At 55.9% G+C, this 22,513-nt stretch carries 22 protein-coding genes and 5 pseudogenes; 16 read left to right on the top strand and 11 right to left on the bottom strand.

What is annotated here, in order from left to right; all coding sequences use genetic code 11:
• Positions 1 to 166 precede the first annotated feature (166 nt).
• The 3 genes from H1Y61_RS25200 (at position 167) to dinB (ending at position 4,087) form a co-directional block, all read left to right on the top strand.
• Positions 167 to 2,233 carry an ATP-dependent helicase gene (locus H1Y61_RS25200; protein WP_180575557.1) on the top strand — a complete coding sequence of 689 codons (2,067 nt, stop codon included), beginning with the start codon at positions 167 to 169 and terminating at the stop codon, positions 2,231 to 2,233.
• Between the two features lie 12 nt (positions 2,234 to 2,245).
• Positions 2,246 to 2,923: an SOS response-associated peptidase gene (locus tag H1Y61_RS25195; protein WP_180575556.1), complete on the top strand. Its 678-nt coding sequence runs from the start codon at positions 2,246 to 2,248 to the stop codon at positions 2,921 to 2,923.
• An 84-nt stretch (positions 2,924 to 3,007) separates the two neighbouring features.
• Positions 3,008 to 4,087, top strand: a complete 1,080-nt coding sequence (dinB, locus tag H1Y61_RS25190; RefSeq protein ID WP_180575618.1) for a DNA polymerase IV — start codon at positions 3,008 to 3,010, stop codon at positions 4,085 to 4,087.
• Between the two features lie 323 nt (positions 4,088 to 4,410).
• Here the strand turns inward: dinB and H1Y61_RS25185 are convergent, their stop codons facing one another.
• The 3 genes and pseudogenes from H1Y61_RS25185 to H1Y61_RS25175 form a co-directional block, all read right to left on the bottom strand.
• On the bottom strand, positions 4,411 to 4,557 hold the full coding sequence (locus H1Y61_RS25185; RefSeq protein WP_180574108.1) for a DUF1127 domain-containing protein: 147 nt from the start codon (positions 4,555 to 4,557) through the stop codon (positions 4,411 to 4,413).
• Positions 4,558 to 4,728: 171 nt separating this feature from the next.
• Entirely contained in the window at positions 4,729 to 5,607 is an 879-nt protein-coding gene (locus H1Y61_RS25180) for a 3'-5' exonuclease (protein WP_409364015.1), read from the bottom strand.
• A gap of 422 nt (positions 5,608 to 6,029) precedes the next feature.
• Positions 6,030 to 6,368: pseudogene (locus tag H1Y61_RS25175) on the bottom strand (transposase); the annotation flags it as partial.
• 96 nt (positions 6,369 to 6,464) lie between these two features.
• On the opposite strand from H1Y61_RS25175, the gene H1Y61_RS25170 reads away from it, so the two are divergent.
• Positions 6,465 to 7,181: an IS6 family transposase gene (locus H1Y61_RS25170; RefSeq protein ID WP_180575555.1), complete on the top strand. Its 717-nt coding sequence runs from the start codon at positions 6,465 to 6,467 to the stop codon at positions 7,179 to 7,181.
• Between the two features lie 78 nt (positions 7,182 to 7,259).
• Here H1Y61_RS25170 and H1Y61_RS25165 read toward each other — a convergent pair.
• Together H1Y61_RS25165 and H1Y61_RS27185 are read right to left on the bottom strand one after the other, a co-directional pair.
• Positions 7,260 to 7,340 (bottom strand): annotated as a pseudogene (locus H1Y61_RS25165) (IS6 family transposase); the annotation flags it as partial.
• A gap of 192 nt (positions 7,341 to 7,532) precedes the next feature.
• Positions 7,533 to 7,780, bottom strand: a pseudogene (locus H1Y61_RS27185) (IS6 family transposase); the annotation flags it as partial.
• A gap of 98 nt (positions 7,781 to 7,878) precedes the next feature.
• Here H1Y61_RS27185 and H1Y61_RS25160 point away from each other — a divergent pair.
• Positions 7,879 to 8,568 carry a CHASE3 domain-containing protein gene (locus H1Y61_RS25160; RefSeq protein WP_180575554.1) on the top strand — a complete coding sequence of 230 codons (690 nt, stop codon included), beginning with the start codon at positions 7,879 to 7,881 and terminating at the stop codon, positions 8,566 to 8,568.
• Between the two features lie 343 nt (positions 8,569 to 8,911).
• Here the strand turns inward: H1Y61_RS25160 and H1Y61_RS25155 are convergent, their stop codons facing one another.
• On the bottom strand, positions 8,912 to 9,154 hold the full coding sequence (locus tag H1Y61_RS25155; protein WP_180575616.1) for a tautomerase family protein: 243 nt from the start codon (positions 9,152 to 9,154) through the stop codon (positions 8,912 to 8,914).
• Positions 9,155 to 9,537: 383 nt separating this feature from the next.
• Between H1Y61_RS25155 and H1Y61_RS25150 the strand changes: the two genes are divergently transcribed.
• The 3 genes from H1Y61_RS25150 to H1Y61_RS25140 all read left to right on the top strand — a co-directional run bounded on the left by H1Y61_RS25150 (position 9,538) and on the right by H1Y61_RS25140 (position 10,675).
• Positions 9,538 to 10,011 carry an Hsp20 family protein gene (locus tag H1Y61_RS25150; RefSeq protein WP_180575553.1) on the top strand — a complete coding sequence of 158 codons (474 nt, stop codon included), beginning with the start codon at positions 9,538 to 9,540 and terminating at the stop codon, positions 10,009 to 10,011.
• A 76-nt stretch (positions 10,012 to 10,087) separates the two neighbouring features.
• The gene (locus H1Y61_RS25145) at positions 10,088 to 10,387 is read left to right on the top strand and encodes a DUF982 domain-containing protein (protein ID WP_180575552.1); all 300 of its coding nucleotides are present in this window, start codon (positions 10,088 to 10,090) and stop codon (positions 10,385 to 10,387) included.
• A 9-nt stretch (positions 10,388 to 10,396) separates the two neighbouring features.
• Complete coding sequence (locus H1Y61_RS25140; protein ID WP_180575551.1) at positions 10,397 to 10,675, top strand: hypothetical protein; 279 nt, start codon at positions 10,397 to 10,399, stop codon at positions 10,673 to 10,675.
• A 12-nt stretch (positions 10,676 to 10,687) separates the two neighbouring features.
• Here H1Y61_RS25140 and ligD read toward each other — a convergent pair.
• Positions 10,688 to 11,782: pseudogene (ligD, locus tag H1Y61_RS25135) on the bottom strand (DNA ligase D); the annotation flags it as partial.
• A gap of 34 nt (positions 11,783 to 11,816) precedes the next feature.
• On the opposite strand from ligD, the pseudogene H1Y61_RS25130 reads away from it, so the two are divergent.
• The 3 genes and pseudogenes from H1Y61_RS25130 to H1Y61_RS25120 all read left to right on the top strand — a co-directional run.
• Positions 11,817 to 11,996, top strand: a pseudogene (locus H1Y61_RS25130) (IS6 family transposase); the annotation flags it as partial.
• A gap of 293 nt (positions 11,997 to 12,289) precedes the next feature.
• Positions 12,290 to 12,532, top strand: a complete 243-nt coding sequence (locus H1Y61_RS25125) for a type II toxin-antitoxin system ParD family antitoxin (RefSeq protein WP_156549992.1) — start codon at positions 12,290 to 12,292, stop codon at positions 12,530 to 12,532.
• Complete coding sequence (locus H1Y61_RS25120; protein ID WP_180575550.1) at positions 12,529 to 12,822, top strand: type II toxin-antitoxin system RelE/ParE family toxin; 294 nt, start codon at positions 12,529 to 12,531, stop codon at positions 12,820 to 12,822. The genes H1Y61_RS25125 and H1Y61_RS25120 overlap by 4 nt, the downstream gene beginning before the upstream one ends.
• 79 nt (positions 12,823 to 12,901) lie before the next feature.
• On the opposite strand, the gene H1Y61_RS25115 is transcribed toward H1Y61_RS25120, so the two are convergent.
• Positions 12,902 to 13,645 carry a GntR family transcriptional regulator gene (locus H1Y61_RS25115; RefSeq protein WP_180575549.1) on the bottom strand — a complete coding sequence of 248 codons (744 nt, stop codon included), beginning with the start codon at positions 13,643 to 13,645 and terminating at the stop codon, positions 12,902 to 12,904.
• Between the two features lie 70 nt (positions 13,646 to 13,715).
• On the opposite strand from H1Y61_RS25115, the gene pcaB reads away from it, so the two are divergent.
• The 3 genes from pcaB (at position 13,716) to H1Y61_RS27050 (ending at position 17,264) form a co-directional block, all read left to right on the top strand.
• Positions 13,716 to 15,059, top strand: coding sequence for a 3-carboxy-cis,cis-muconate cycloisomerase (gene pcaB / locus H1Y61_RS25110; RefSeq protein ID WP_180575548.1), 1,344 nt, complete (start codon positions 13,716 to 13,718; stop codon positions 15,057 to 15,059).
• 94 nt (positions 15,060 to 15,153) lie between these two features.
• Entirely contained in the window at positions 15,154 to 16,473 is a 1,320-nt protein-coding gene (locus tag H1Y61_RS25105) for a cation:dicarboxylate symporter family transporter (protein ID WP_180575547.1), read from the top strand.
• A 482-nt stretch (positions 16,474 to 16,955) separates the two neighbouring features.
• Positions 16,956 to 17,264 carry a hypothetical protein gene (locus H1Y61_RS27050; RefSeq protein WP_180575546.1) on the top strand — a complete coding sequence of 103 codons (309 nt, stop codon included), beginning with the start codon at positions 16,956 to 16,958 and terminating at the stop codon, positions 17,262 to 17,264.
• A 312-nt stretch (positions 17,265 to 17,576) separates the two neighbouring features.
• Here H1Y61_RS27050 and H1Y61_RS25095 read toward each other — a convergent pair whose 3' ends face one another.
• Complete coding sequence (locus H1Y61_RS25095) at positions 17,577 to 18,434, bottom strand: LysR family transcriptional regulator (RefSeq protein WP_322790791.1); 858 nt, start codon at positions 18,432 to 18,434, stop codon at positions 17,577 to 17,579.
• A gap of 135 nt (positions 18,435 to 18,569) precedes the next feature.
• Between H1Y61_RS25095 and H1Y61_RS25090 the strand changes: the two genes are divergently transcribed.
• The gene (locus H1Y61_RS25090; RefSeq protein ID WP_180575544.1) at positions 18,570 to 19,622 is read left to right on the top strand and encodes an aldo/keto reductase; all 1,053 of its coding nucleotides are present in this window, start codon (positions 18,570 to 18,572) and stop codon (positions 19,620 to 19,622) included.
• Between the two features lie 240 nt (positions 19,623 to 19,862).
• Here the strand turns inward: H1Y61_RS25090 and H1Y61_RS25085 are convergent, their stop codons facing one another.
• Positions 19,863 to 21,089, bottom strand: coding sequence for an AAA family ATPase (locus tag H1Y61_RS25085; protein WP_180575543.1), 1,227 nt, complete (start codon positions 21,087 to 21,089; stop codon positions 19,863 to 19,865).
• A 138-nt stretch (positions 21,090 to 21,227) separates the two neighbouring features.
• Between H1Y61_RS25085 and H1Y61_RS25080 the strand changes: the two genes are divergently transcribed.
• Positions 21,228 to 21,617, top strand: a complete 390-nt coding sequence (locus tag H1Y61_RS25080) for a hypothetical protein (RefSeq protein ID WP_180575542.1) — start codon at positions 21,228 to 21,230, stop codon at positions 21,615 to 21,617.
• A gap of 431 nt (positions 21,618 to 22,048) precedes the next feature.
• On the opposite strand, the gene H1Y61_RS25075 is transcribed toward H1Y61_RS25080, so the two are convergent.
• The gene (locus tag H1Y61_RS25075; protein ID WP_180575541.1) at positions 22,049 to 22,513 is read right to left on the bottom strand and encodes a hypothetical protein; all 465 of its coding nucleotides are present in this window, start codon (positions 22,511 to 22,513) and stop codon (positions 22,049 to 22,051) included.

Here is a 22,513-nt window from a genome sequence, read left to right as displayed (position 1 = left end):
CCAGCGGCGATCACTGCTGATATGTTCATTATTTGTTCTTATCTTGTAAATGAGTCAATGCTGATTCTGGCGGTAGGCGGGGTGCAAATGGCGGAACGCCGCGCACAAGCGACGGGCACCTTGACTAAAAAACCAGAACAGACAGTCACTTATCAGGGATCACGGCATGACAGTTGCCTATCTGGAAAAACTGAATGAGCAGCAGCGCCAGGCTGTGGAGCACGGCGTTGGGCTGGCAGACGGCCAGACGGCCGGCCCATTGCTGATCATCGCCGGCGCCGGATCCGGCAAGACCAATACCTTGGCGCACCGGGTGGCCCACCTGATCGTCAACGGGGCCGATCCGCGCCGCATGCTGCTGATGACGTTTTCGAGACGTGCCGCGTCCGAAATGGCGCGTCGTGTCGAGCGGATCTGCAAACAGGTGCTTGGCGCCAATGCTGGCATTCTCACCGACGCGCTGGCCTGGTCTGGCACGTTTCACGGGATCGGCGCGCGACTTCTGCGGATCTATGCCGAGCAGATCGGGCTGAACGTGGATTTCACCATCCATGATCGCGAAGACAGCGCCGATCTGATGAACCTTGCCCGTCACGAGCTCGGATTTTCCAAGACCGAGAACCGCTTTCCGACAAAGGGCACCTGCCTGTCGATCTATTCGCGGGCGGTCAATTCGCAATCGCCGTTGAACGACATCCTGCGCCAGCACTATCCCTGGGTGGCGAGCTGGGAAGAGCAGCTGAGACAGTTGTTTGCCGCCTATGTCGAAGCGAAGCAGGCCCAGAACGTGCTCGACTACGACGATCTGCTTCTCTATTGGGCGCAGATGGTCAGCGACCCAGATCTCTCCGACGATATCGGCAACCGCTTCGACCATGTGATGGTTGACGAGTATCAGGATACCAACAAGCTGCAGGCCTCGGTGCTGATGGCGCTCAAGCCCGGCGGGCGTGGTCTGACCGTTGTCGGCGACGATGCGCAGTCGATCTATTCGTTCCGGGCTGCGACGGTTCGCAACATCCTCGATTTCCCATCTTCCTTCAGCCCCGCCGCCGACATCATCACGCTGGATCGCAATTACCGTTCGACACAGCCGATCCTCGCCGCAGCAAATGGCGTCATCGATCTGGCACGCGAGCGCTTTACCAAGAACCTGTGGACCGACCGGCAATCGCTGGAGCGACCGAAACTCGTCACCGTCAAGGACGAGACCGAGCAGGCGAATTTCATCGTCGACCAGGTGCTTGCCAATCGCGAGACGGGCATGACGCTGAAGAACCAGGCCGTGCTGTTTCGCACATCCAGTCACAGCGGCCCGCTGGAGGTCGAATTGACCCGCCGCAACATTCCCTTCGTCAAGTTCGGTGGCCTGAAATTTCTCGACAGCGCCCATGTTAAGGACATGCTGGCCGTTCTGCGGTTTGCCCAGAACCCGCGCGACCGTGTAGCCGGCTTCCGGCTATTGCAGATGCTGCCGGGGATCGGGCCAAAGACGGCCGGCAATATTCTCGAGACGATCGCAGCCGATCCTGAACCCTTGTTGGCCCTTGCAGAAATTCCGCCGCCGCCCAAGACCGGCGAAGACTGGACATCGTTCGTCCAGTTGCTCGTCGGTTTGGTGAAGACCAGGGATGCCTGGCCCTCGGATATCGGGCGGGCACGCCTGTGGTATGAGCCACATCTCGACCGCATCCATGAGGATGCCGACACCCGCAAGGCCGACCTGCTGCAGCTTGAGCAGATCGCCAGCGGCTATCCCTCGCGCGAACGCTTCCTGACCGAACTGACACTTGATCCGCCAGATGCCACCAGCGACCAGGCCGGGGTGCCGTTGCTCGATGAGGACTATCTGGTCCTGTCGACCATTCACTCGGCAAAGGGGCAGGAATGGCGCGCTGTCTTCATGCTCAATGTGGTGGATGGCTGCATTCCGTCTGATCTTGGAACCGGCACCAGCCAGGAACTCGAGGAAGAGCGCCGCCTGCTCTATGTCGCCATGACCCGCGCCCGCGATCATCTGGCCCTGATCACGCCGCAGCGATTTTTTACCCACGGGCAGAACGCGCAAGGCGACCGGCACGTTTATGCAGCAAGGACGCGGTTCATTCCGGCAACCCTGCTGCAGTTCTTCGAGAAGACGACTTGGCCGAAGGTCTCGCCGGCCGCGTCCGAGCGAAGCGCCCAGCAAATCCGCATCAATGTCGGCGCGCGCATGCGGGCCATGTGGAAATAGGGAGAGGGTTGAATGTGCAATCTCTATAATGTCACCACCACACGTGACGCGGTTCTGCAGTTCACGAAAGCCTTCCGGGATCGCGCCGGCTGGAATGAAGCGAGCTTCGATGTCTATCCAGGCTATCAGGCGCCAATTGTCCGCGTTGCAGAGGACGGACAACGCGAAATTGCCCGGGCGACCTGGGGCATGCCGTCACCACCTGCTTATGTGAAGAACTACGATTCTGGCGTCACCAACATCCGCAATGTAGGTTCCCCGCACTGGCGTCGCTGGCTTGGGGCGAGCAGCCGATGCGTCGTGCCTTTCACGTCTTTTGCCGAGCCTGATCCGGCCACCAAGGTCGCAGGCGGGCGTGTGCCGAATGCATGGTTTGCCCACAATGAAAACCGGCCGCTGATGTTTTTCGCAGGCTTCTGGACACCGTGGAAGGGGGTACGCAAAGTCAGGGATGGCGAGCAGGAATATGAACTGTTCGGGTTTCTAACGACGTCGCCGAACGAGATCGTTTCTCCCATTCATGAAAAGGCCATGCCGGTAATTCTTACCACGCCGGCAGAGGTCGATACCTGGTTGACGGCGCCTTGGGACGAGGCCATGCATCTGCAGCGCCCCCTCCCCTCCAGCATGCTGGTGATCGTGCCGCCGCAGCCCAAGCCCACTTCAGATGATGAAGGTTCGTTGCTGTGATCAGCGGGCGCCATCATTGCACGGACAGCCAACTGCCCATTCAGGAAGCTCCGACTTCGCCGTCCCGCTTCGTGAGCCGAACCGATTGGTAGCGCGCCCGTGCGCAAAATCATCCATGCCGATATGGACGCCTTTTATGCCTCTGTTGAACAGCGCGACAATCCGCAGCTGCGCGGCAAGCCCGTCGCCGTTGGCGGGTCCGCGGCCCGTGGCGTGGTGGCGGCCGCAAGTTATGAGGCACGCGCCTTTGGCGTCCACTCGGCGATGCCCTCCATGACCGCCAAGCGCAAGTGCCCGGATTTGATCTTCGTACCACCCCGCTTTGACGTCTACCGGCAGGTCTCTCACCAGATACGCGAGATCTTCGCCGAATACACGGCGTTGATCGAGCCGCTGTCATTGGACGAAGCCTATCTCGATGTCACAGAAAATCTGAAGGGCATGGAGATCGCCACCGAGATCGCGCTGGAAATCCGGGCAAAGATCAAGGCAGCCACAGGTCTCAACGCCTCAGCCGGCATTTCCTACAACAAGTTTCTGGCAAAGATGGCGAGCGACCTGAATAAGCCGAATGGCCAGGCTGTCATCACGCCAAAAAACGGGCCAGGGTTTGTCGAGGCCCTCCCCGTCAAGAAATTCCATGGCGTGGGGCCCGCCACGGCCGAGCGCATGCAACGCCATGGGATCGAAACCGGGCTCGATCTGAAATCGAAGTCGCTTCAGTTTCTTCAGACGCATTTCGGCAAGTCCGGATCTTACTTCTATGGCATCGCGCGGGGCATCGACGACCGGCAGGTCAGAGCAGATCGCATCCGCAAATCTGTTGGTGCTGAGGATACGTTTGTCGAGGACATCGATGATCTCGATCCGGCCAGGGCGGAGCTGCGGCCCCTGGCCGAAAAAGTCTGGCGCTATTGCGAGGCGCACGACATCAAAGGAAAGACGGTAACCGTCAAAATCAAATATTCAGATTTCAGCCAGGCGACACGCAGCAGGACCGTGGCAGGATACGTGTCGGACATCGACATGATCCTCGGGATAGCGGAGCCCCTGCTCACTTCAGTATTCCCGTTCAAACATCCGGTGCGGCTGCTTGGGATCACCCTGTCATCGCTGAACACCGAAGAAAGCGAGCAGACACCGCAGCTCGCGCTCGAACTCTGATGCGACGGCCCTAAAAACGAAAAAGCCTGCCGCGGGAGGAGGTGCGGCAGGCTTTCCGAAAAGAACCGAACAACGGCTGGGAGGAGGAGTGGGCCGTCTGAATTCGAAGCTCTGCGGGAGGAGGTGCATCGCTTCGATGAAAATCAGATACCAGTTTCCGCCGCACACGAAACAGACATTGCTGCAGTGCAGCTATGCGAGAAGCGCAATGCCCTTTTGCGGCGTCAGAAGTATCGAGCTGAGGTTCCGTGGTGGGCCACATACAAAAACGCCCGCGTCATCAGCGGGCGTAGTATCAATTCAATAGCTTGGGAAAAAGCCGCTTAGCGAGCAACCGACTGGCGGGCAACGCTGTTGATGTCAGCGCGATTGATGCCCAGATCCTGCAGCTCACGTGTGCTCATGCGACCCAGTTCGGTAACGGTCTGACGATACTTGCGCCAATTGTTGAAAGTGCGTGCTACGTTCATGATGATCCCCTTTCGTGAGGTCTCTTGACGCCAGCAACCTTGCCTTGGTTCCAACGTCGTTTCGATAATTGGAATATAGGCCCTTGCCCGCCCGTCGATAAGACACAAGGTCTGAGGTCAGCCATGCACTCAAAGCATTGGTCTTCTCGGAAACTGATCAAAGCGATGGCATCAAGCCCTAAAACGGTCGAAGGCAGTCAGGCGCTTGATCGGGGGGTCGGCATCCGGATAGCGGTAGATTTCGGTTCGCAGGTAAGAAAGCTCCTCGTCGAGCGCCTGTTCATCGACTTCGATCCACCAGGATTTCGGACGGCCGTCACTTCCGTCAGACCAACGATAGCCTCTCGCTTTCAGGTGGTCCTTCATGTCAAAGGGGCTATTCTCGGCAAGGATCCGGACACGCGATCGCTGGCTTGCTTGATAGAGTTCAGCAAAAACGATGGACGCCGTTCCATCATTGTCCCTTGCGAGAACTTCCAGAAGCGCGAAACAATCGTCAACCGCACGATGGCCCTCGTGGAAGAAACCCGCCTGCCCGATCAGATAGCCAAGCTTGGTGCCTTCATATCCCCGTGACGACCAATCGATCTCAGCATTCGAGCAGGCCCAGGCCTTGCCCGCAAACATCTGAGACAACATCTCGCAGAATGGACGGTCGAAACCGGCATTGTGGGCGATCACCAAATCCGCGGGTTCGATCAGCGCCTGGACGGCGGCCATGTCGATCGATTGACCGGCGACCATCTCATCGGTGATGTCGGTGAGCCTCGTGATGTCAGCGGGAATGGACACGCTTGGCTGCTGAAGCCCGCCATAGACCTCGGTCACGTCACCGATGTTTCCATTGGAATCGAAAGTGAACGCGATCAGCCCGATCTCGATGATCTCATCCTTGCGCCAATTCAAGCCCGTGGTCTCGGTGTCGAGGATGATGCCTTTGAGCTGGAATTCCGGGCGTGGGAACGGTACGACCTCCCGCGGCATAAGTTTTGTGAGGATGCGGTAGCGGCCCGTATCCGACAGATGGCGAACCATCTCCTCTTCACTCATGGAAGCGGCCGGCTGCTCAGGCTTCACGGGTTTTGATTTGGCACGAACAACGAGCCGGTCGCGAGAAACTTCTCCCGAAAACATGTCGAACTGTTCTGCCATTCTTGCTGTCATCATCCTGTCGCCGGTGTTCACCTTCAAACCACGGCAGGGTGGGCAGATCAACCATGTTGACACGAGACAACATCAACGAGCCCGGCGGTCATAGACAACAGAGACGCCCATAAAAGTGGTGAGTGGTTTCCGTGGCATGCCTGACATCTCATCCTGCCATCGGCGTTTATAGCAGCGATATGGCGGTTTTGTTGCCAGGAGAGATCGGTGTCTGGCCGTTCAACCGCGTGGCGGAATGACCACCGCAGCGTCGGTGCTATGCATGGCGGCGGCATAGGTTGGTTTGCCGTCATAAGCGCCATCGGCCGTGAATTTGCCCGACGGCTCAGCGTCGTATGGTCGGGAACGGCGAGATCAAGTCCCACCAGCCGCAACACTGATGTCAGAAAGCCCTCCGCCTGGCATAGGCGCAAGCCGAATACGAGCCCCAGGGTCAGAGCGGTTTCAATCGCCAGATCGGAACAATGCTGGTGGCCTCCTCTTGTCTTGTTTCGTGACGCTGCCCAACCGTCAATAGCCTCCGACGTTACCCAAAGGGTCAGACTGCCACGCTGGCGCAGACCCGCATCATACTCGGCCCAGTTCGTCATCTTGAACTTCATCTTGCCGATGTGATGACGGCGAGCGGCGTTATGTTTGTGTGGCATGGATGATCAATCAAGCTGTTTTCAATCGCAGCTACATAGACTGAAACGGTACTGTAACGTTAACCGGGCGGCGATCAAAATGTGGGATCTGGTGGGATGACCAGGTGTAGCCGTGATCCTCTTTATCGTCGCCACCGATTTCCAGCGGAAGTGATTGCCCACGCCGTTTGGCTGTATTTCCGGTTTCCGCTTAGCCTGCGTATGGTCGAGGATCTGCTGGCAGTGCGTGGCATCATCGTCTCTCATCAAACCGTGCGGCTCTGGGCTGAGAAATTCGGTAGACATTTTGCCAATGATATCCGCAAGCGATCTGCCGGCAGGCTCGGGGACAAATGGCATTTCGATGAGGTTGTCATCACCATCGGTGGAAGGAAACACTGGCTTTGGCGCGCCGTTGATCAGGATGGCTTTGTTCTCGACGTGTTGGTGCAAAGCCGCCGCAATGCCAAAGCGGCAAAGCGCTTGATGCGCAAGCTTCTGAAAGCCCAAGGCCGTGCGCCGCGTGTGATGATCACCGACAAACTGCGATCCTACGGTGCAGCAAAGCGGGAGGTCATGCCCGGCATTGAGCATCGTTCTCACAAAGGACTGAACAATCTGGCAGAAAACTCGCATCAGCCCGTCCGACGACGGGAGAAGATCATGAAACGCTTCAAGTCAGCACGACAGCTTCAGCGTTTCGTTTCCATCCACGACCCGATTGCCAACCTCTTTCACGTCCCCCGCCACGATATTCCGTCCGCCCACTATCGCGAACTGCGGGCGGCGGCCGTGGATACTTGGCGCCAAATCGCACGTCTTCACGCCGCGTGAATCAAAGCCTCACTCCCAGATCTTGTTTTCAGAGCGTTAAGTTTACAGTGCCGCCATAATCTCTTCCAGACAGCGCTAGGAACCCGCATATCGGACATAGAAAAACACGGCGTATAAAATCACTTCTTTCGGATAATAACTGCCTTTGAAATCGACCATGACCTCTCAACCCTGCCTGCCTGCTTTCCTTCAGGCCACATCTATCGCATGATTATCGAGGCCGCTAACCATCGGGAAATTTTGCGACAAAACCTTTGAAAGCTACCCCTGACGGTCGGTTTCGAGGGACCTACGGACCTACCCTCATCTTCCGTGCAACTCGGCTCCCACACTGCTGTGAGTGCCTCGCGGCACACCTTCGTCCAGATGCCACACATTGCCTGGCCGGGCCTGCCGCCACCCCAAGTTGCGGGTAAACTTGGGTCCTAATCTGGCGATGCAGCGGCGGTCCGTCTCGAAGGAAATATCGATCCCCGCTTGAGCAGCATTTCCTCAATTTCACGAAGGCTCAGGTTGAACCGCAGGTAGAGCCAGACCGCGTGAGAAACGATCTGCGGCGAAAAATGGTGACGCTTGAAGCTGATATCTGATATCTGCATCGCCGGGATTTACGCCCGCCCCCAAAATGCAGGCAACTGCTAGGCAGTTAATGGGACAACACCAACACGAGCCTTTTTTTGGCGAAGGGAGATCGATCATGGACTGGTCTTGGCCCAGCCTGCGTAGCAATTATCTGACGACATCGGTTTTATTGCGGTCGATCCCAGTTGGCATCGTGATCGCATCCGGTGTCATTGCGACAGCCTGGACGCACAATCTTCTGAGCAACCATCAGCAGCTTGTCGTTCGCACCTATCAGATTATCGATACGACGAAGGACGTACTGATCGGTCTTGATGATGCCGAGACCGGCCAACGCGGATATCTTCTGAGTGGCGATCGTCGCTACCTCGATCCCTACGAAAAGGCCTTGACGCGACTGACGCAACTGCGCGTGAGCCTGAAGGTATCTCTGTCGGACGATGCCGGACAGTCCGCAAGGATGGCGAAGCTCAACGTGCTGGTTGCTAAGAAGTTAGATGAGCTCAAGCAATCGATCGTCTTGCATGATACCGAAGGCTTCGGGGCCGCTAGGGCACTGGAGATTAAGCGAATGGAGGAAGCGACGATGGATGTCATCCGGCACGTCATCGGCGAGGTTACCGAACAGGAAAAATCACTTCTGGCAACCCGGCAATCAAGGGTCGAGACTGACGAGACGCTTATCCGTGTTGTCGCCGTCCTTGTTGGACTGGCCTCCTTCCTGACCCGGGCCGGCATTGAGCTCTATCTTGCTCGGCGCGATAAGCATCAGGATCAACAGCGGGTCAGAAATGAGGCCGCATAGTTCCAGGTCTGTGGGAGAGCTGCGGCGAGTGCCATAGCGGACGTCGGCGGCATGACGAAGACCCAAATTTCAAAAGCACTAGGCACTGAACGACAGGCCTTCTATGCAGGGTGGTTAACCAGAGATTTTCCGTATCCCTGCCGGCAAAACAACTCCTAGCTCGCAGCCCGGCTGTAGTGAAAGAGGCGTCTCATATTAGTTTTTCATAAATGAGCGCTGCCCTCCGATCCCTTGCTTCCGTTGGAAAAGGGTGTCGCTATTAGACCGCCACGCTTGCAGCCATCGTCACTGGCCACAAGCAGAGCCGGATCAATGAGCTTTTGCCGTAGAATTGCAAAGCCAGCTAACTGTTCTGGCGGATGCAACGACCCAAAAGATCACGAACCAAAGGCGTGTCAGTGTCTGTCTTTGCCCGCTGCCAAAGATCAGTCAGGGTGACACCCTTTCTACCCCAATTATCGGTGTCTATCTCATCAATCACGACAAAGACATACTCGGGATTGCGGCCCAACTCTTCGACAAGCATGTCAGTTATTCTTCTGATGACGGCTCGCTTTTGATCGATAGTGGCAATTCCTTTGGCGATTTCAACCGTGACGTAGGGTACCGGCTAATCTCCGTGTTCTTTGATCTGTTCTCTTATCTCAGGTGAGGTTCGTATCTTGGCTGTTTTGGCCGAGAGCTGCCACACCTTTTGCAGGTCTGGCAGTCGTCACGGAAGAGGCCGCTACGTCAAGGTGGAAGCAAAACGTCGCTTACGTGAAGTTCAGGATAATTCTGCGGTCTAGGCGCTGGATTGAGCAGCGCCGGGAGGGGCAAAAAAGCAAGATTTTTTTCTGGCCCCGCTCTTGAATCGGAAATTGCCAAAAACCAAATCATTTGCCGCCAGCCGCTGATGACGGGGCTGGCCTGCTGGAAGGGCCGCTTTCGGCGCTTCCGTACCCATGTTGCTTCAAGGAGGATATGGCTATGGCAACATCTTATGACTACGCACCGCTGTTCCGCTCGAGCGTCGGCTTCGATCGGGTTTTCAACCTTCTGGAAAACGCCCAGCGTGCCCGCTCGATCAGCGACTGGCCGCCCTATGATATCGTCAAGACCGGTGACGACAGCTACCGGATCTCGATCGCGGTGGCGGGCTTCACCCAGGACGATCTCGACATTACCTTTCAGTCCAACCTTCTGACCGTAATCGGCAAGAAGCAGGAGACATCCACCGAGGACTATCTACATCGCGGCATTGCCGGCCGTCCGTTTGAACATCGGTTCGAGCTTGCCGACCATGTCCGGGTGAACGGGGCCGATCTGAGTAACGGCATGCTGTCGATCGATCTCGTTCGCGAGATCCCAGAGGCCCTGAAGCCGCGAAAAATCACCATCGAAAGCGCTCCAGCTTTGGCGTCTGCTGCTCCGGCGCAGATCGAAGCGCAGAAGGCGGCTTAATCGACATTGCGCGCTCGACAAGGGGGCGCCGTCGCGGCGGCGCCCATCAACATTCCGGGTTGGGAAGGAGAGAGCGATGAAACCCGATATGTTCAGACAGCCTGTTTCTATTCTTGTCGGCCTCGGCTTTCCGGCCGAGATTTCTAGCGTGATGGACGCCTACCGGCATCTCGTCGACTGGCCGGCGTCAATGCGAGACACTGCACATTCGATCGCACTCAAGGCCTGCAGTGCCGCGCTCCGCGGTGAAATCGAAGCGGAAACCGCGCGCGGTCTGTTTGCCGCATTTGCCGAGAAACACGATCTTCTGGCGCCTGAAACGAACCCGATTGCCGCGTCACGCTTGCGGCTAGACAAAGATCCGCACGTGCTGTGAGGTGGTCCGATGATGCAGGATATGCTCCAGCAGGTTGCCGACAACGCGATGGCGATGGGACCAGCGGTTATGCCTCATGGCATGCGGCTTCAGCGGCCAATCGACGTGGTGAGAGCGCCGATTTTTTCCGTCGATGACAAGCGCGAGATCCTCGCCGCCTGGGCGTCGGACTTTTACGCTGTCGATTCCAACCCAGCGCTTCGTTATTTGCCGGGAACACCAGAGCCAATCTCGATCGATGAAGTGCAGTCTGCTCTCAAAGAACTCGATCAGCGTTATTGTATCTGAAGGTTTGCGCGTTTAGGCGGCCTGCTTCATCGCTTTGGCAAGCCGCTTGATGGCCTGCTCCAGCGAGCGCTGTCCGTAGCAGTAGTCCTGCCAGGCGCTCGTCTTCTCAAGAAGAGCCGGCACGGTGCGGATGGTAAAGTGCTTCGGATCCAGATCCGTCTTCACCTGGGCCCAGGTCAGCGGCATCGACACGGTGGCACCGGGACGGGCACACGGCGATAGCGGTGCGACTGCGGTCGCCATGCGATCATTGCGCAGATAGTCGAGGAAGATGCGGCCATCGCGTTAGTTCTTCGCCATCTTGATCAGGTAGAGTTCCGGGTTCTCGCGCGCCATCTGCAGGCAGACATCATGCGCAAAACCCTTCGCCTCGGGCCAGCCCGGTTGCTTGCCCTTGGCCACCGCAAGCGGCGTCACGACATGAAGCCCTTTGCCGCCGGTGGTCTTGCAGAAACTGACGAGCCCAAGTTCCTCCAGCCGGTCGCGCATCTCGCGGGCGGCTTCGACGACGGTGGAGAAGGGGACGTCCGGCCCGGGGTCGAGGTCGAAGACGAGGCGGCCCGGAACTTCCGGCAGTGTCGGCTCACAATTCCAGGGATGCAGTTCGACGCCGCCGATTTGCGCAATCGCAGCGAGGCCCTCGACGCGATCGATCTGCAGATAGGGCTTCTTGTCGCCGAACACCTGCACCAGTTCCAAGAGGTTCGACGTTCCGGGCATGGCATGGCGCTGAAAGAACTGCTCGCCGCCGATGCCATCGGGGGTTCGGATGATCGAACACGGCCGGCCTTTGATGTGGTCGATGAGCCAGGATCCGACGGCTTCGTAGTAGGTTGCTAGGTCGACCTTGGTCACCGGCTTGTCGTCGCCAGCATCGGGCCACAGCGGCTTCTCAGGATTGGAGATCAATACGCCCATGACATTTGCCTTGCCCCCCTTCCGGAAAGATTTGGCGAGGGCTGGCTTTTCGGCCTCTGCTTCCGGATCAGGCACGTCGGCTTCTACTGGTGAGGAAGGCTTCTTGGCGAGGACTTCCTCCGCCGGCTTGTCCTCGCGCAAGCCTTTGAATGCTGCCTGACGCACGAGACCGTCGGCTGTCCATCCTGAACCGCCCCGGACTTACCGGAGCCCTCAACTCGTGAGAAACATGCCAAAGATCGATGGCTTCAAATCCTTCAACACGGCGTGGAGAACCATCTTGGGTTTCGAGGCGATGCTGTGGTTGAGGAAAGGCTTCGGCTTTTCCGGAGGCTGGACCATCAATGATCAGAACGATTTGCTTGCGCGCCTCTTCGGACTGCCAAAAGTAAATAAAGCATGAAAATGGAGATGCTAAGGGGATAATCGCGCGCTCCGAAAATGTTTGCGACAGGCCCTGGAAAACCATAGGGCGTCCTTCATGACCAAGACAGGCTCAAGATCATTGGCCGCTTTGGCCAGGTTAGCGCTCGCTGCAGAACGAGAAACCGATGCTCTGTCCACCTGATAGTTCTATATACAGGCGTTATCCCACAGGCAGAGAGAATGGGGGACGGTTCTGATCCCATGCAGATGTAGGAACATTTGACAAACTTTGCCAAAAACGAATATGTTTCCTTCAAATGGAGGTTACCCATGGCGACAATGAACGTATCTCTTCCAGACCCGATGAAGGATTGGGTGGAGGCGCAGGCCAGGACTGGGCGATATTCGAACGCTAGCGACTACGTGCGCGACCTGATCCGACGCGACCAGACACGAAACGATAAGATTGCCGCCATGCAAAGTTTCGTCGAGGCCGGGCTCCAAAGTGGCGTTGGCATTCGATCAAAGGATGAACTCTTTGCTGAGGCGATGGATCGTGCCAGCAAGTCATGAGTTTTAAACTTTCTGTCGAGGCGGAAGAAGACATCATTGCGATCGCCGAGCAGGGTGCCCGTATGTTCGGAGTAGACCAGGCAAAACGCTACCATGATGAACTTTTCGCACTATTTGATCTGATAGCTGCTAATCCACGCATCGCACGCGAACGGAATGAGATCGAACCGGCCGTCAGAATTCATCCCTTCAAATCACATCTTATCGTCTATAGGGTTGAAGACGATGAGAAAATTTTCGTAGTGCGAATTCGCCACGGGCATGAAGATTGGGTAAGTATTTCAATGTAGCGCCACGTATGGAGCTGGGGAGGTTGGTGTCCCTCAGGTTCGAATTGGTTCAAGGCGATGGTAGCATAATAAAGATGGGTTATGCGGTTTCTATACGTTTCAGACGGGACGTATATTGAAACCGATCGGCCGGGTGGATGCTTATTGTGACTTCTGCAAGGTCATTGCCGCCAAAATAGTATCGACGCGTAATCTCCAAAGCAGGTTGACCTGTCGAAGCCAGAAGTTTTTCGGCTGTCTCGGCCGGTATGGCAGAGGCGGACAAGGTCTGTTCGATTTCAACGACGCGACGACCGGAAACCTCTTCGATAATTTCCGAGTATGCGCCTGGATAATCTTGAACCCGCTCTCTGAGTGCTTCCGCATACCGGGCATCAACATAGACCTCGGTGTAACAGATCGGCGGTTTCGACATGTCCGTGGGATCGCGTCTCAGATGCGAGACACGCAGCCAACGGCTGCCAGCGCGCACACCGAGCCGGACTGCCAGTGCGTCGTCCGCAACAATATCGACAATGTCCAGAATCGTTCGGCGTGTCTTGGCTGCATATTGAACAAGTGCGTCGATCGTTTCGATCGTCTGGGCATATCCACCTCCACTTCCAACCGGACGAACGGAATCGACACGCGTCCCTAAGGAGGGACGCCGGCTTACCATTCCTAACTGTTGTAGTTCCGACAATGCGGCCCGCACCGTTGAGCGGCTGACGCCCAATTCCTCTGCCAAAGCAGGTTCGCTCGGAAGGGTTGAGCCCAGTGGATAAACGCCTTCAGCCACGCGTGCTGTCAGTGTTCTGGCCACCTGCTCGTATCGCTTCTTCATGGTCGCTCCTGCAGATCCGTTGACTTTGTTCGTACAATATGTTTTGTTCGAACAAAAAGGAGGAATGCTTATGTCCAGCACTGTATTCGATTCATTACTATTCCGGGATATGTTCGGAACGGAAGCAATGCGCAATGTTTTTTCCGATACGGCCCTTGTCGGTCGCTATCTTGAGGTAGAGGCTGCACTGGCTCGGGCGCAGGCCACACTCGGTGCAATCCCTGCGGAGGCAGGAACCAAGATCGATGCCGCATCACGCGAGATCCTGATCGATTACGATCGTCTTCGCCACGAAACGGAAATCGTCGGATATCCAATCCTTCCGCTCGTCCATCAACTGGCTGATGCCGCTGGCGACGCTGGTGGTTATGTACACTGGGGTGCAACCACCCAGGACATCATGGACACCGCCAATATCCTTCAGATACGCGCTGCCCTGGACATCATCGACGCCGACATCGAGGCCTTGCGAACCATTCTCGTGGGTCTGGCCAAGAAGTATCGCGATACACCGATGGCGGGCCGCACGCATCTTCAACAGGCGCTTCCGGTTACTTTCGGTTACAAGGTCGCCGTGTGGCTGGCCCCACTCGACAGACATGCCGAGCGTTTGCAGCAACTTCGCAGCCGGGTGCTTTTCGGTGAATTCGCCGGTGCGGCAGGAACGCTTGCCTCCATCGGCAAGGGCGGTCTCGAAATGCAGGCTGAGTTCTGCAAGGAACTCGATCTGGCGCAACCGCCCGCCACGTGGCATGTTGCCCGTGACGGTATTGCGGAAGTCGTGACGTTCCTCGGGCTGGTGACCGGTTCTCTGGCGAAAATCGCAACCGATGTCATGATGATGATGTCGACCGAATTCGGCGAAGTTTCGGAACCTTTCGTTCCTGGCCGTGGCGCCTCATCGACCATGCCACAGAAGCGGAATCCGATCTCGAGCGAGCTTATACTTGCTGCTGCCAAGTCGGTCCGCCAGCAGGTCGCGACGATGCTCGATGGCATGATCCACGATTTCGAACGTGCGACCGGCCCATGGCATCTCGAATGGATCGCTGTACCGGAAAGCTTCATTCTCACCGCTTCCGCTCTGGCCAATGCCAGATACATGCTCGATGGTCTCGTGGTCCATGAGGCCCGCATGCGTGAGAACCTCGACCTGACCAAGGGGCTTATCGTGGCCGAAGCCGTGATGATGGCGGCGGCTCAAAAGCTTGGACGTCAACACGCACATGACGTTGTCTACGAAGCCTGCCGCAAGGCAATTGAAGGCGGCGGTATGCTGGCCGATCTACTCAAGGAAAACGCAGAAGTGGTATCAGCACTGGGCGGGCCTGAAGCCATCGATCGCGCTTGTGATCCAGTAAACTATCTCGGCCTGAGCGGTGAGATGGTCGACCGCGCTGTCGCCGGTCGCTGATCTTTAGCAAATCAAGGGTGCTGCTTCTTGGCACCCTTCATCCATTTAAATTTACGGTGCGCATGCCGGGAGGGTATCGCGCGGGAGGACTTCCATGACCGATGTTTCGCATCCGCATGCTGGTACAGCATCGCCCAAACCAAAACCCGCGCTATGGCGCGGGCTCGGCTTCCAGGTCGTTATCGGCATGGTGCTGGGCATCCTCGTTGGCCTTATCTGGCCTGAATTCGGTGCATCGCTCAAACTGTTGGGTGATATTTTCCTGCGACTGATCAAAACCGCTGTTGCCCCTCTCGTCTTCCTGACGGTCGTGGCTGGCATTGCAGCAGCTGGCGATTTCAAACGCGTCGGAAAAGTCGGCCTGATCGCAACAGTTTATTTCGAGATCATCTCGACGATCGCAATCGTGTTCGGCCTCGCTGCTGCCTATCTCTTTGACGTCGGCATCGGTATGGGGCAGACGGCTGCCTCTGCGGGAGCAGCAAAAGGAGCGGCCGACGCCGCTCAGAAGGCAGCAAACTCGCATACGACATTCAGCCAGTTCTTCCTCAACGTCTTTCCGGACAATTTCATGGGGGCGTTTGCCAAGGGGGAACTTCTTCAGGTTCTTGTTATCGCAATTATTTTCGGGGCGGCCCTGCTGTCTCTGAAGCCTGCAAAGCGCACGCCAATCGAAAATGGTCTGACGACGATTTCAACGGCATTCTTCGAGTTCATTCATCTTATCATGAAGCTTGCCCCTTTTGGTACTTTTGGCGCGGTCGCTTACGCCGTTGGTGCCAACGGCACAGACGTCCTGATTGCGTTGGCATGGCTCGTTCTGAGCTTCTACCTGACGATCGTCGCATTTATTGCGATCGTACTGGGCACCGTCTGCGCCATCTTCAAAATCAATCTTCTTGGACTACTGCGCTACATTAAAGATGAGATCATCGTCGTTCTCGGAACTGCATCATCAGAAAGTGTCTTGCCGAAGTTGCTTGAGAAGCTTCCCGGCTACGGCGCGTCCAAGCAAACTGTTGGTCTGGTGATGCCAACGGGCTATGCCTTCAATCTTGACGGCACTTCCATCTATATGGGCATGGGGGTCGTATTCTTGAGCCACGCCTATGGCATCAGCATAAGCTGGACGCAGCTGGGAACACTGATGGCAATCATGCTGCTGACGTCCAAAGGTGCAGCGACCGTGTCTGGCGGCACCTTCGTTGTCTTCGCCGCGACAGTCACCGCATCGGGCTTCATACCGGTCGAAGGCCTAGCCCTCCTGTTTGGCGTCTACCGCTTCATGTCCATGGCTGTCGCGACATGCAATGTGATTGGGAACTGCGTCGCAACCGTGGTGACGGCAAAGCTTTGTAACGAGTTCGATGCGACAAAAGCCGAGCTTGCCAATCGAGACCCGAGAGCCGCCTAAGAACAGATTGCGCGCGAGTTCGAAGTCGCCCTTCCTCAAACGGTTTGATCGTCGTCAACGCACCACGTCGGGTTTCGACGTGGTGCGTTGACGACGATTGTTGATTTCCGCGCCAAATTAATCACGTTTGTTGCTATGCAACGACCCTGGGCCTGCTTTGAATTGATCAAGCCTTTTAAATCACTACCTAAGGCAGGACGGATCAGGCCCAAATGGAAATACGGCTGATTTCAGAGCGAAAATCAGCCTCCCCTTGTCTGTGAGCCGACATTCGCGGCAATAATCAACGAATGCAATAAGGGTTCGAAGCCCACATTCATCACGGTTCGGGTTGGTTGCCGCATTGGAGCCGGAAGGAGGCAGGCTCACCGTATCCGACAAATGGCAGCTATCTCTTGGTTAATGGCCAAGACATACCAGTCCGCTCTCGGCCCCAAATCAGCCAACGTCGGTCAAGGCGCGAGTGGGAGACACAGCTTACAATGGCCTTGCTCAGGGCTAATGATGAGCAGCCAGTCACGCGGCCTGAGAAGGCGATCCGCGTGACCGAAGGCAAGGGTAAATACTGTTACATCGACTTTGCGCCAGGCGTTCCGCATTTTGCAAACTTACCTTTTGCATCCTTGCATTTTGTCGGCGTGGGTGGCTTGGCCGTCGCGCATTTTACGAACTTGCCCTTGGCATCCCGGCATCGCTCGGCGGCAAAGGAAGGGCCGGAGGTGATGATCATGAGAGCAGCTATTGCGAGGGAGATTTTACGAAGCATGGGTTTTCCTTTTCTCGCTGGATGATGCATCAATGAGACGTTAGGTGATCACTGACAACGAATAGTATTATAGGTAGATATAAACTTCCTCAATGACGGCTGAGAGACTGTCTCGATCGTGCGGGCGAAGGAGGCGCTGGCTGCAGCCTCATCACGATGCTCGGACAGCATGAAATGAAGTGGACTTGCCCGGAAGAAGTGGAGAGCGAATCCCTAACCTTTGATAGGATTGTCGCGAAAATCCCGCAGACCGTCCGAAAACTCTTTGGATGAATGCTTGCCTGCGCTGTTTAGGACGGTCTGCGGGATTATTGCGATGAGGACTGCGCCCTGAATATTACCTACAGCTTGCGATATAATCACAAAAAGCGCGAAGTGGGGGCGTAACAAGACGATTGCCAGCGTAGAAGAGGTAGAAACCCGGTCCAGGTGGACACCAATCGGTTAGAATGGAAACGACCGAGCCGTTCTTTATAAGGGAGGACACTTCCGTTTCAAGGAAGTAGGCGATGCCGAGACCATCCGTGACGGCATGAAGGCGGGTCGCTACATCATTAGTGCACAAGGGTCCCACAACAGCGACCTGCAGCCTCTCGTCACCTCTCTCAAACTCCCATCGAAAGAGATGGCCGCCGCTTGGCCAGCGCATGTTAATGCAGGAATGCTGGGACAAGTCATTCGGATGCATTGGAGTCCCCGCCCGCGCTAAGTAGGCTGGAGAGGCGACAGAGATCCATCGCAAGGGACCTGTCAGCGACACGCAGATCATGTCCTTTTCAAGCGCGTCACCCAGCCGAATACCTGCGTCACAACCGCTGGCCACGAGATCGTCAAATCGATCAGATACGACGATCTCGATTTCGATCGCCGGATGGTGCTCAAAGAATCCGGTCAAGAGAGGCGCAAGAGCGTATGCTGCGCCGGCGCTGGAGGCATTGATGCGCAGCCGACCCCGAATGCCATCCATAGGCGCTGAAAATTCTGCCTGTGCGGCGTCGATCTCTGCAAGCGCTGGTCGCAGCCTGTCGTAAAGGTTTTGCCCAGCATCCGTTGGCCGTGTCGTTCGGGTCGTCCGGTTCAGAAGACGTTGATCAAGTCGGCGTTCAAGGCGCAGGATGGTCTGCGTCAAGGCTGAAGGCGTAACCCCCAGCCATTCGGCGGCGCGAGCAAAGTTGCCGCGCTCGATTATGGCCATGAAGGCTCGCAGTTCCGCTACATCTCCTCCGCGCATTCTTAACCTCAGCTAAATTCCCTATTCAAATTATTACGTATTCTAAATAGATGCAATTGGGCCGAAACTCCTGGGCATCAAAGAAACGGGAGACCGAGAATGCAACTCGACCAATACCGGCTCCTCGGCCGATCAGGATTGAAAGTCTCACCAATGGCCTTGGGCACCATGACCTTCGGAACGGAATGGGGGTTCGGTGCCGACGAGATTGTCTCTCGGGCTATGTTCGACCACTATGTTGAGCGCGGCGGAAATTTCATCGACACCGCTAACTACTATACCGGGGGAACGTCCGAGACTTTTGTCGGCCAGTTTGCCAAGGGCCGCCGCGACCAACTTGTGATTGCCACCAAGTATACACTGCCGATGCGACCCGGCGATCCTAATTCCGGCGGCAACAGCCGGCGAGCCATGGTGCGCGGGGTCGAAGATAGTCTCAAGCGGCTTGGTACCGACTATATCGATCTTCTGTACCTTCATGCCTGGGATTTTACGACACCGGTAGAAGAAATTTTGCGGGCAATGGACGATCTCGTATCTGCCGGGAAGATCGTTTATCTCGGTCTGTCCGACATCCCAGCGTGGCAAGCATCTCGCATGCAGGCAATCGCTGATCTTCGCGGCTGGGCACCATTAATAGCTATGCAGGTTGAGTACAATCTGATCGAGCGGACTGTTGAGGGTGATCTGGTGCCCATGTCACGCGACATGGGCATGGGCGTCGTGCCTTGGTCTCCGCTTGCCAGCGGCCTGCTGACCGGGAAATACGGACGTCGCGACCTGGCCCCGGATGCCGCGAAGCCCGGCAGTCGCGCGGCGATCGCTAACGAAGCGGGACCTGTTCCGGAGCGCACCTTTGCCATTATCGACACAGTAAAGCGGGTGGCGGAAGTGCAAGGTGCCACCCCAGGTGCTGTCGCGCTTGCATGGCTTCTGAATCGTCCTGGCGTAATCGCACCCCTAATCGGAGCTCGTTCGCTTGCACAATTGGAAGCTAACCTAGCCGCTCTCGACCTGCAACTCTCTGCCGATGATCTTTCAGAACTCGATAATGCGAGTATGATCAACCTAGGATTTCCGCATGACTATCTGCGACGAACCGCCGTCAATCGAAACATCTACGGAGGAGTTTCGATCGAAACGCGGCAATAGATCAAAGGGCGCGCAGGCTTCATGTCCCCCTAAATCTACAGCGTTGCAAAAGTCGGGTTCAATTATCGAGCAAAACTCAGGCAGACAGTCCAGAAACTCTTTGGATGAATGATGGTATGCGCTGTTCAGTGCTGGAATTCTGCAGGTGACGAAATCTTTTTGATTTTGATGTCCCTAGTGTCCGATAAGTTTCTTATCGGACACTAGGGAGGCTTGCCTTATGGTGGCGGAAAGAAGCGCTCACTGCGTCCAAATGCGGCCTTCAAACAGCCAATCAGGGACTTCTATGTCCTTGCAAGCGGGGTGATTGGCAAGGACCTGTCGCAAAAACCGAACTGCTCCATATGCTTCAGTGACGAGTTCGCGTTGCTGCTGGTAGTAGCCCTCATCGAAAATGTTGTCCTCGATCTTATGGGCGGGCTTCTGGCGAGCCTTACGGACAGTTCTGAACCCCTCGTTGATCGCGGCCAAATCCCCATCATCCTTGGGTTTAAATTTCGCTGTCAGCCACTCCATCAGTAGCGAGATCGTTCCTTTCATTCTCTTGATCTCTTCGCCGCTTTCCATCCTACCGTATTCATAAACTTCAATATCCCCTTCGAAAAACTTGTAATTCATGTCGTCAGACATGAGCTGGTCAAGTCGGAGGCAGAAATCTGAAAACTCCTTTTTGGTAGGACGGATCAGGAAGCCGAAATGGTCTGGGCGGCGATACGCTTCATAGTCGGACTTGAAGAGTCTCGACTTCCCCATACGTTCGCTCATGACGTTGATGATTTTCTTCTCTTCTAGGATCGCGTCGAATACCGACACACCTTCAGGCCATTCACCAAGAATGCTCGACCGATAATAATCCGGATGGAGCTTGAAATCGCCTTGGAGTTCAAATCCAGCCCAATAGGCCTGCTGTTCTGGCGACATGTCATGAAGATACCGAAGAAACGCAGCGACATAACGGTTCACGTTGTCGTCGAACGCAAAACCGAACTGCGCATATTCGTGGGTCTCTTTGTCGGCGCTGTCGCGGTAGATAGTCCCAGACGTGTCGTCGACCGAATAGCTAAAGGTGGGATCGTTGCGGTATCGCTCCAGCACCTCTAAGCGAAAGGTCCGGAATTCAAGCTGTGGGGCTCCAAGCTTCAATGCCGCCGTGTAAGGGGCGGCGGGATCGGGATCAACGCCTGCGACATCGATCAGAGCCTTTCTAGTAGGGAACAAACACCCGAACTTCAAACCCTTGTTCGAGACTTGCTCGACTTGATCGGAGATCGGCCTGGCTGGCAGTAGCCGACTGTGCGGATTATTAGTTTCCTTGTCGTTGATAAGGTCCACCAAACCTGCCTCAATCAGTTCGACCAAAGCAGCTTTCTCGTCGGGAGAATGGATTGCGCGACTTGGCCAACCGTTGAAGTCACTGGACGTTTGATACTTTTTCAGAACCATAGCCAATATCGTTGCTGCGTCCATGTCCATCTCCCCGGCATCACTGCGCCGACCTTTTGCTCCGTTATCACCGGAAATACAGTGGAACGTCATTGATTGCGACAGCACTTCGCAACCGCGCTAAGCCAACGATCAGGAAGTTCAACTCAGGTGACAACAGCGATGGGCAAATCTCTTGACGAAAGCGCATTCTACGGCTTCACGCCGGGGTATTTCGACAACTTCCTCGATGATCGGGATTATCTGCACACGCTCGTTCACGACATCGATTGGCAAGCGCAGCTCCTCGCTGTTCGGCAAATGATCTCCCGCAATCGCCAGGCAGGAGAGGCATTTTCCAAGGCAATCAAAGACGATGCTGCCGAGCTTGAAGCCTACAATGGCCCGCACCGCTACCATTATGAGGATCAACATACCGACATGAAGTTCGAAGCTTCATATCGGGACGCCGCAGAGAGCATGGCAGCAATCGGGATGATCGCGCCGATGATCGAAAGCACCTTTGGTCAGGCACTGGCCGCCCTGGGCAACATGTATGATCGAAAAAACTAAACCCTGCGGATCATGACCGCTGGAAGCGGGCAGGAAATCACAAAGAGCGATGGAATTGCCAATTCTATTTCAACAAAAAGAAGGAGGCGAAAAACAACATATTTCAGGGGCTTCCTCAACTTGCCGCAGCTTGCGGCCTCGACAGATTTCTGTCCCAGGATTTCATGAGTTGGTTCGAGGCCATGTTTGTTTATCGCAACTTCATGTTCCATGGCGGCTTTGAGTGAACTATCGAACGGCGGGACTTCTTCGAACAGGAAATTGAGAAGAATAGTTGGGGCAAGTTGTTCACCTGCTCTACGAGCAACGGCCGACCATGGATTTTTTACCTTGAAGACGAGGCGATCCTTGCGATGCCGAGCATGGTTGAAGAAATGCTCGACAGCTTGGGACGATTCACCAAAGCGCTACCCTCAGAGCTGACTTCGGACTCATGAGGCAACAGTCAGATCAAAGGTTTCGATGCTCGGTCGTTCTTCAGTTCCAAACCGGTGCCACGCTTCTCTAAACTCCGGCCTATCATAGGCGGTCGGCTGCAGCCATATGGAGACCTTTCCATTGGCGCTTTTCGAGGGATCGCTGTGGAGGCACAGCGCCTTCACCTCCTCCAGGGTCATAATGAAACAGACCGGAGCGTCGGCTTTGGCTTTGATGGTGATGATCCACCATTCGGACCTGAGGTTATCTAGGTTCCCGCCCAGGCCGACCGGGTCTCGTTTTGTTAGTCCTTTGCTTTGGACCCCGAAAAAGATCGTCTCATCGTCATTCGCGCAGAAGAGGTCGCTGCCTTTGGAATTTCTGGCTGTGAGCATGACATTCCAGCCCCGGCGCGAAAGCTGCCAAGCAGCGTAATGCAAAGCAGCGTTGCCCGTCACCTGAGATGATTTAACGTCCAC

Source organism: Agrobacterium vitis, assembly GCF_013426735.1.
Lineage (GTDB): Bacteria > Pseudomonadota > Alphaproteobacteria > Rhizobiales > Rhizobiaceae > Allorhizobium > Allorhizobium vitis_D.
This window is presented reverse-complemented; position numbering and strand designations above follow the sequence as displayed.

Coding starts and splice junctions, on each gene's coding strand:
- H1Y61_RS25200 (WP_180575557.1), top strand. CDS start 167: ATGACAGTTGCCTATCTGGAAAAACTGAATGAGCAGCAGCGCCAGGCT.
- H1Y61_RS25195 (WP_180575556.1), top strand. CDS start 2,246: ATGTGCAATCTCTATAATGTCACCACCACACGTGACGCGGTTCTGCAG.
- H1Y61_RS25185 (WP_180574108.1), bottom strand. CDS start 4,557: ATGAACGTAGCACGCACTTTCAACAATTGGCGCAAGTATCGTCAGACC.
- H1Y61_RS25180 (WP_409364015.1), bottom strand. CDS start 5,607: ATGAGTGAAGAGGAGATGGTTCGCCATCTGTCGGATACGGGCCGCTAC.
- H1Y61_RS25170 (WP_180575555.1), top strand. CDS start 6,465: ATGACCAGGTGTAGCCGTGATCCTCTTTATCGTCGCCACCGATTTCCA.
- H1Y61_RS25160 (WP_180575554.1), top strand. CDS start 7,879: ATGGACTGGTCTTGGCCCAGCCTGCGTAGCAATTATCTGACGACATCG.
- H1Y61_RS25150 (WP_180575553.1), top strand. CDS start 9,538: ATGGCAACATCTTATGACTACGCACCGCTGTTCCGCTCGAGCGTCGGC.
- H1Y61_RS25145 (WP_180575552.1), top strand. CDS start 10,088: ATGAAACCCGATATGTTCAGACAGCCTGTTTCTATTCTTGTCGGCCTC.
- H1Y61_RS25140 (WP_180575551.1), top strand. CDS start 10,397: ATGATGCAGGATATGCTCCAGCAGGTTGCCGACAACGCGATGGCGATG.
- H1Y61_RS25125 (WP_156549992.1), top strand. CDS start 12,290: ATGGCGACAATGAACGTATCTCTTCCAGACCCGATGAAGGATTGGGTG.
- H1Y61_RS25120 (WP_180575550.1), top strand. CDS start 12,529: ATGAGTTTTAAACTTTCTGTCGAGGCGGAAGAAGACATCATTGCGATC.
- H1Y61_RS25115 (WP_180575549.1), bottom strand. CDS start 13,645: ATGAAGAAGCGATACGAGCAGGTGGCCAGAACACTGACAGCACGCGTG.
- pcaB (WP_180575548.1), top strand. CDS start 13,716: ATGTCCAGCACTGTATTCGATTCATTACTATTCCGGGATATGTTCGGA.
- H1Y61_RS25105 (WP_180575547.1), top strand. CDS start 15,154: ATGACCGATGTTTCGCATCCGCATGCTGGTACAGCATCGCCCAAACCA.
- H1Y61_RS27050 (WP_180575546.1), top strand. CDS start 16,956: ATGGCCTTGCTCAGGGCTAATGATGAGCAGCCAGTCACGCGGCCTGAG.
- H1Y61_RS25095 (WP_322790791.1), bottom strand. CDS start 18,434: ATGGCCATAATCGAGCGCGGCAACTTTGCTCGCGCCGCCGAATGGCTG.
- H1Y61_RS25090 (WP_180575544.1), top strand. CDS start 18,570: ATGCAACTCGACCAATACCGGCTCCTCGGCCGATCAGGATTGAAAGTC.
- H1Y61_RS25085 (WP_180575543.1), bottom strand. CDS start 21,089: ATGGACGCAGCAACGATATTGGCTATGGTTCTGAAAAAGTATCAAACG.
- H1Y61_RS25080 (WP_180575542.1), top strand. CDS start 21,228: ATGGGCAAATCTCTTGACGAAAGCGCATTCTACGGCTTCACGCCGGGG.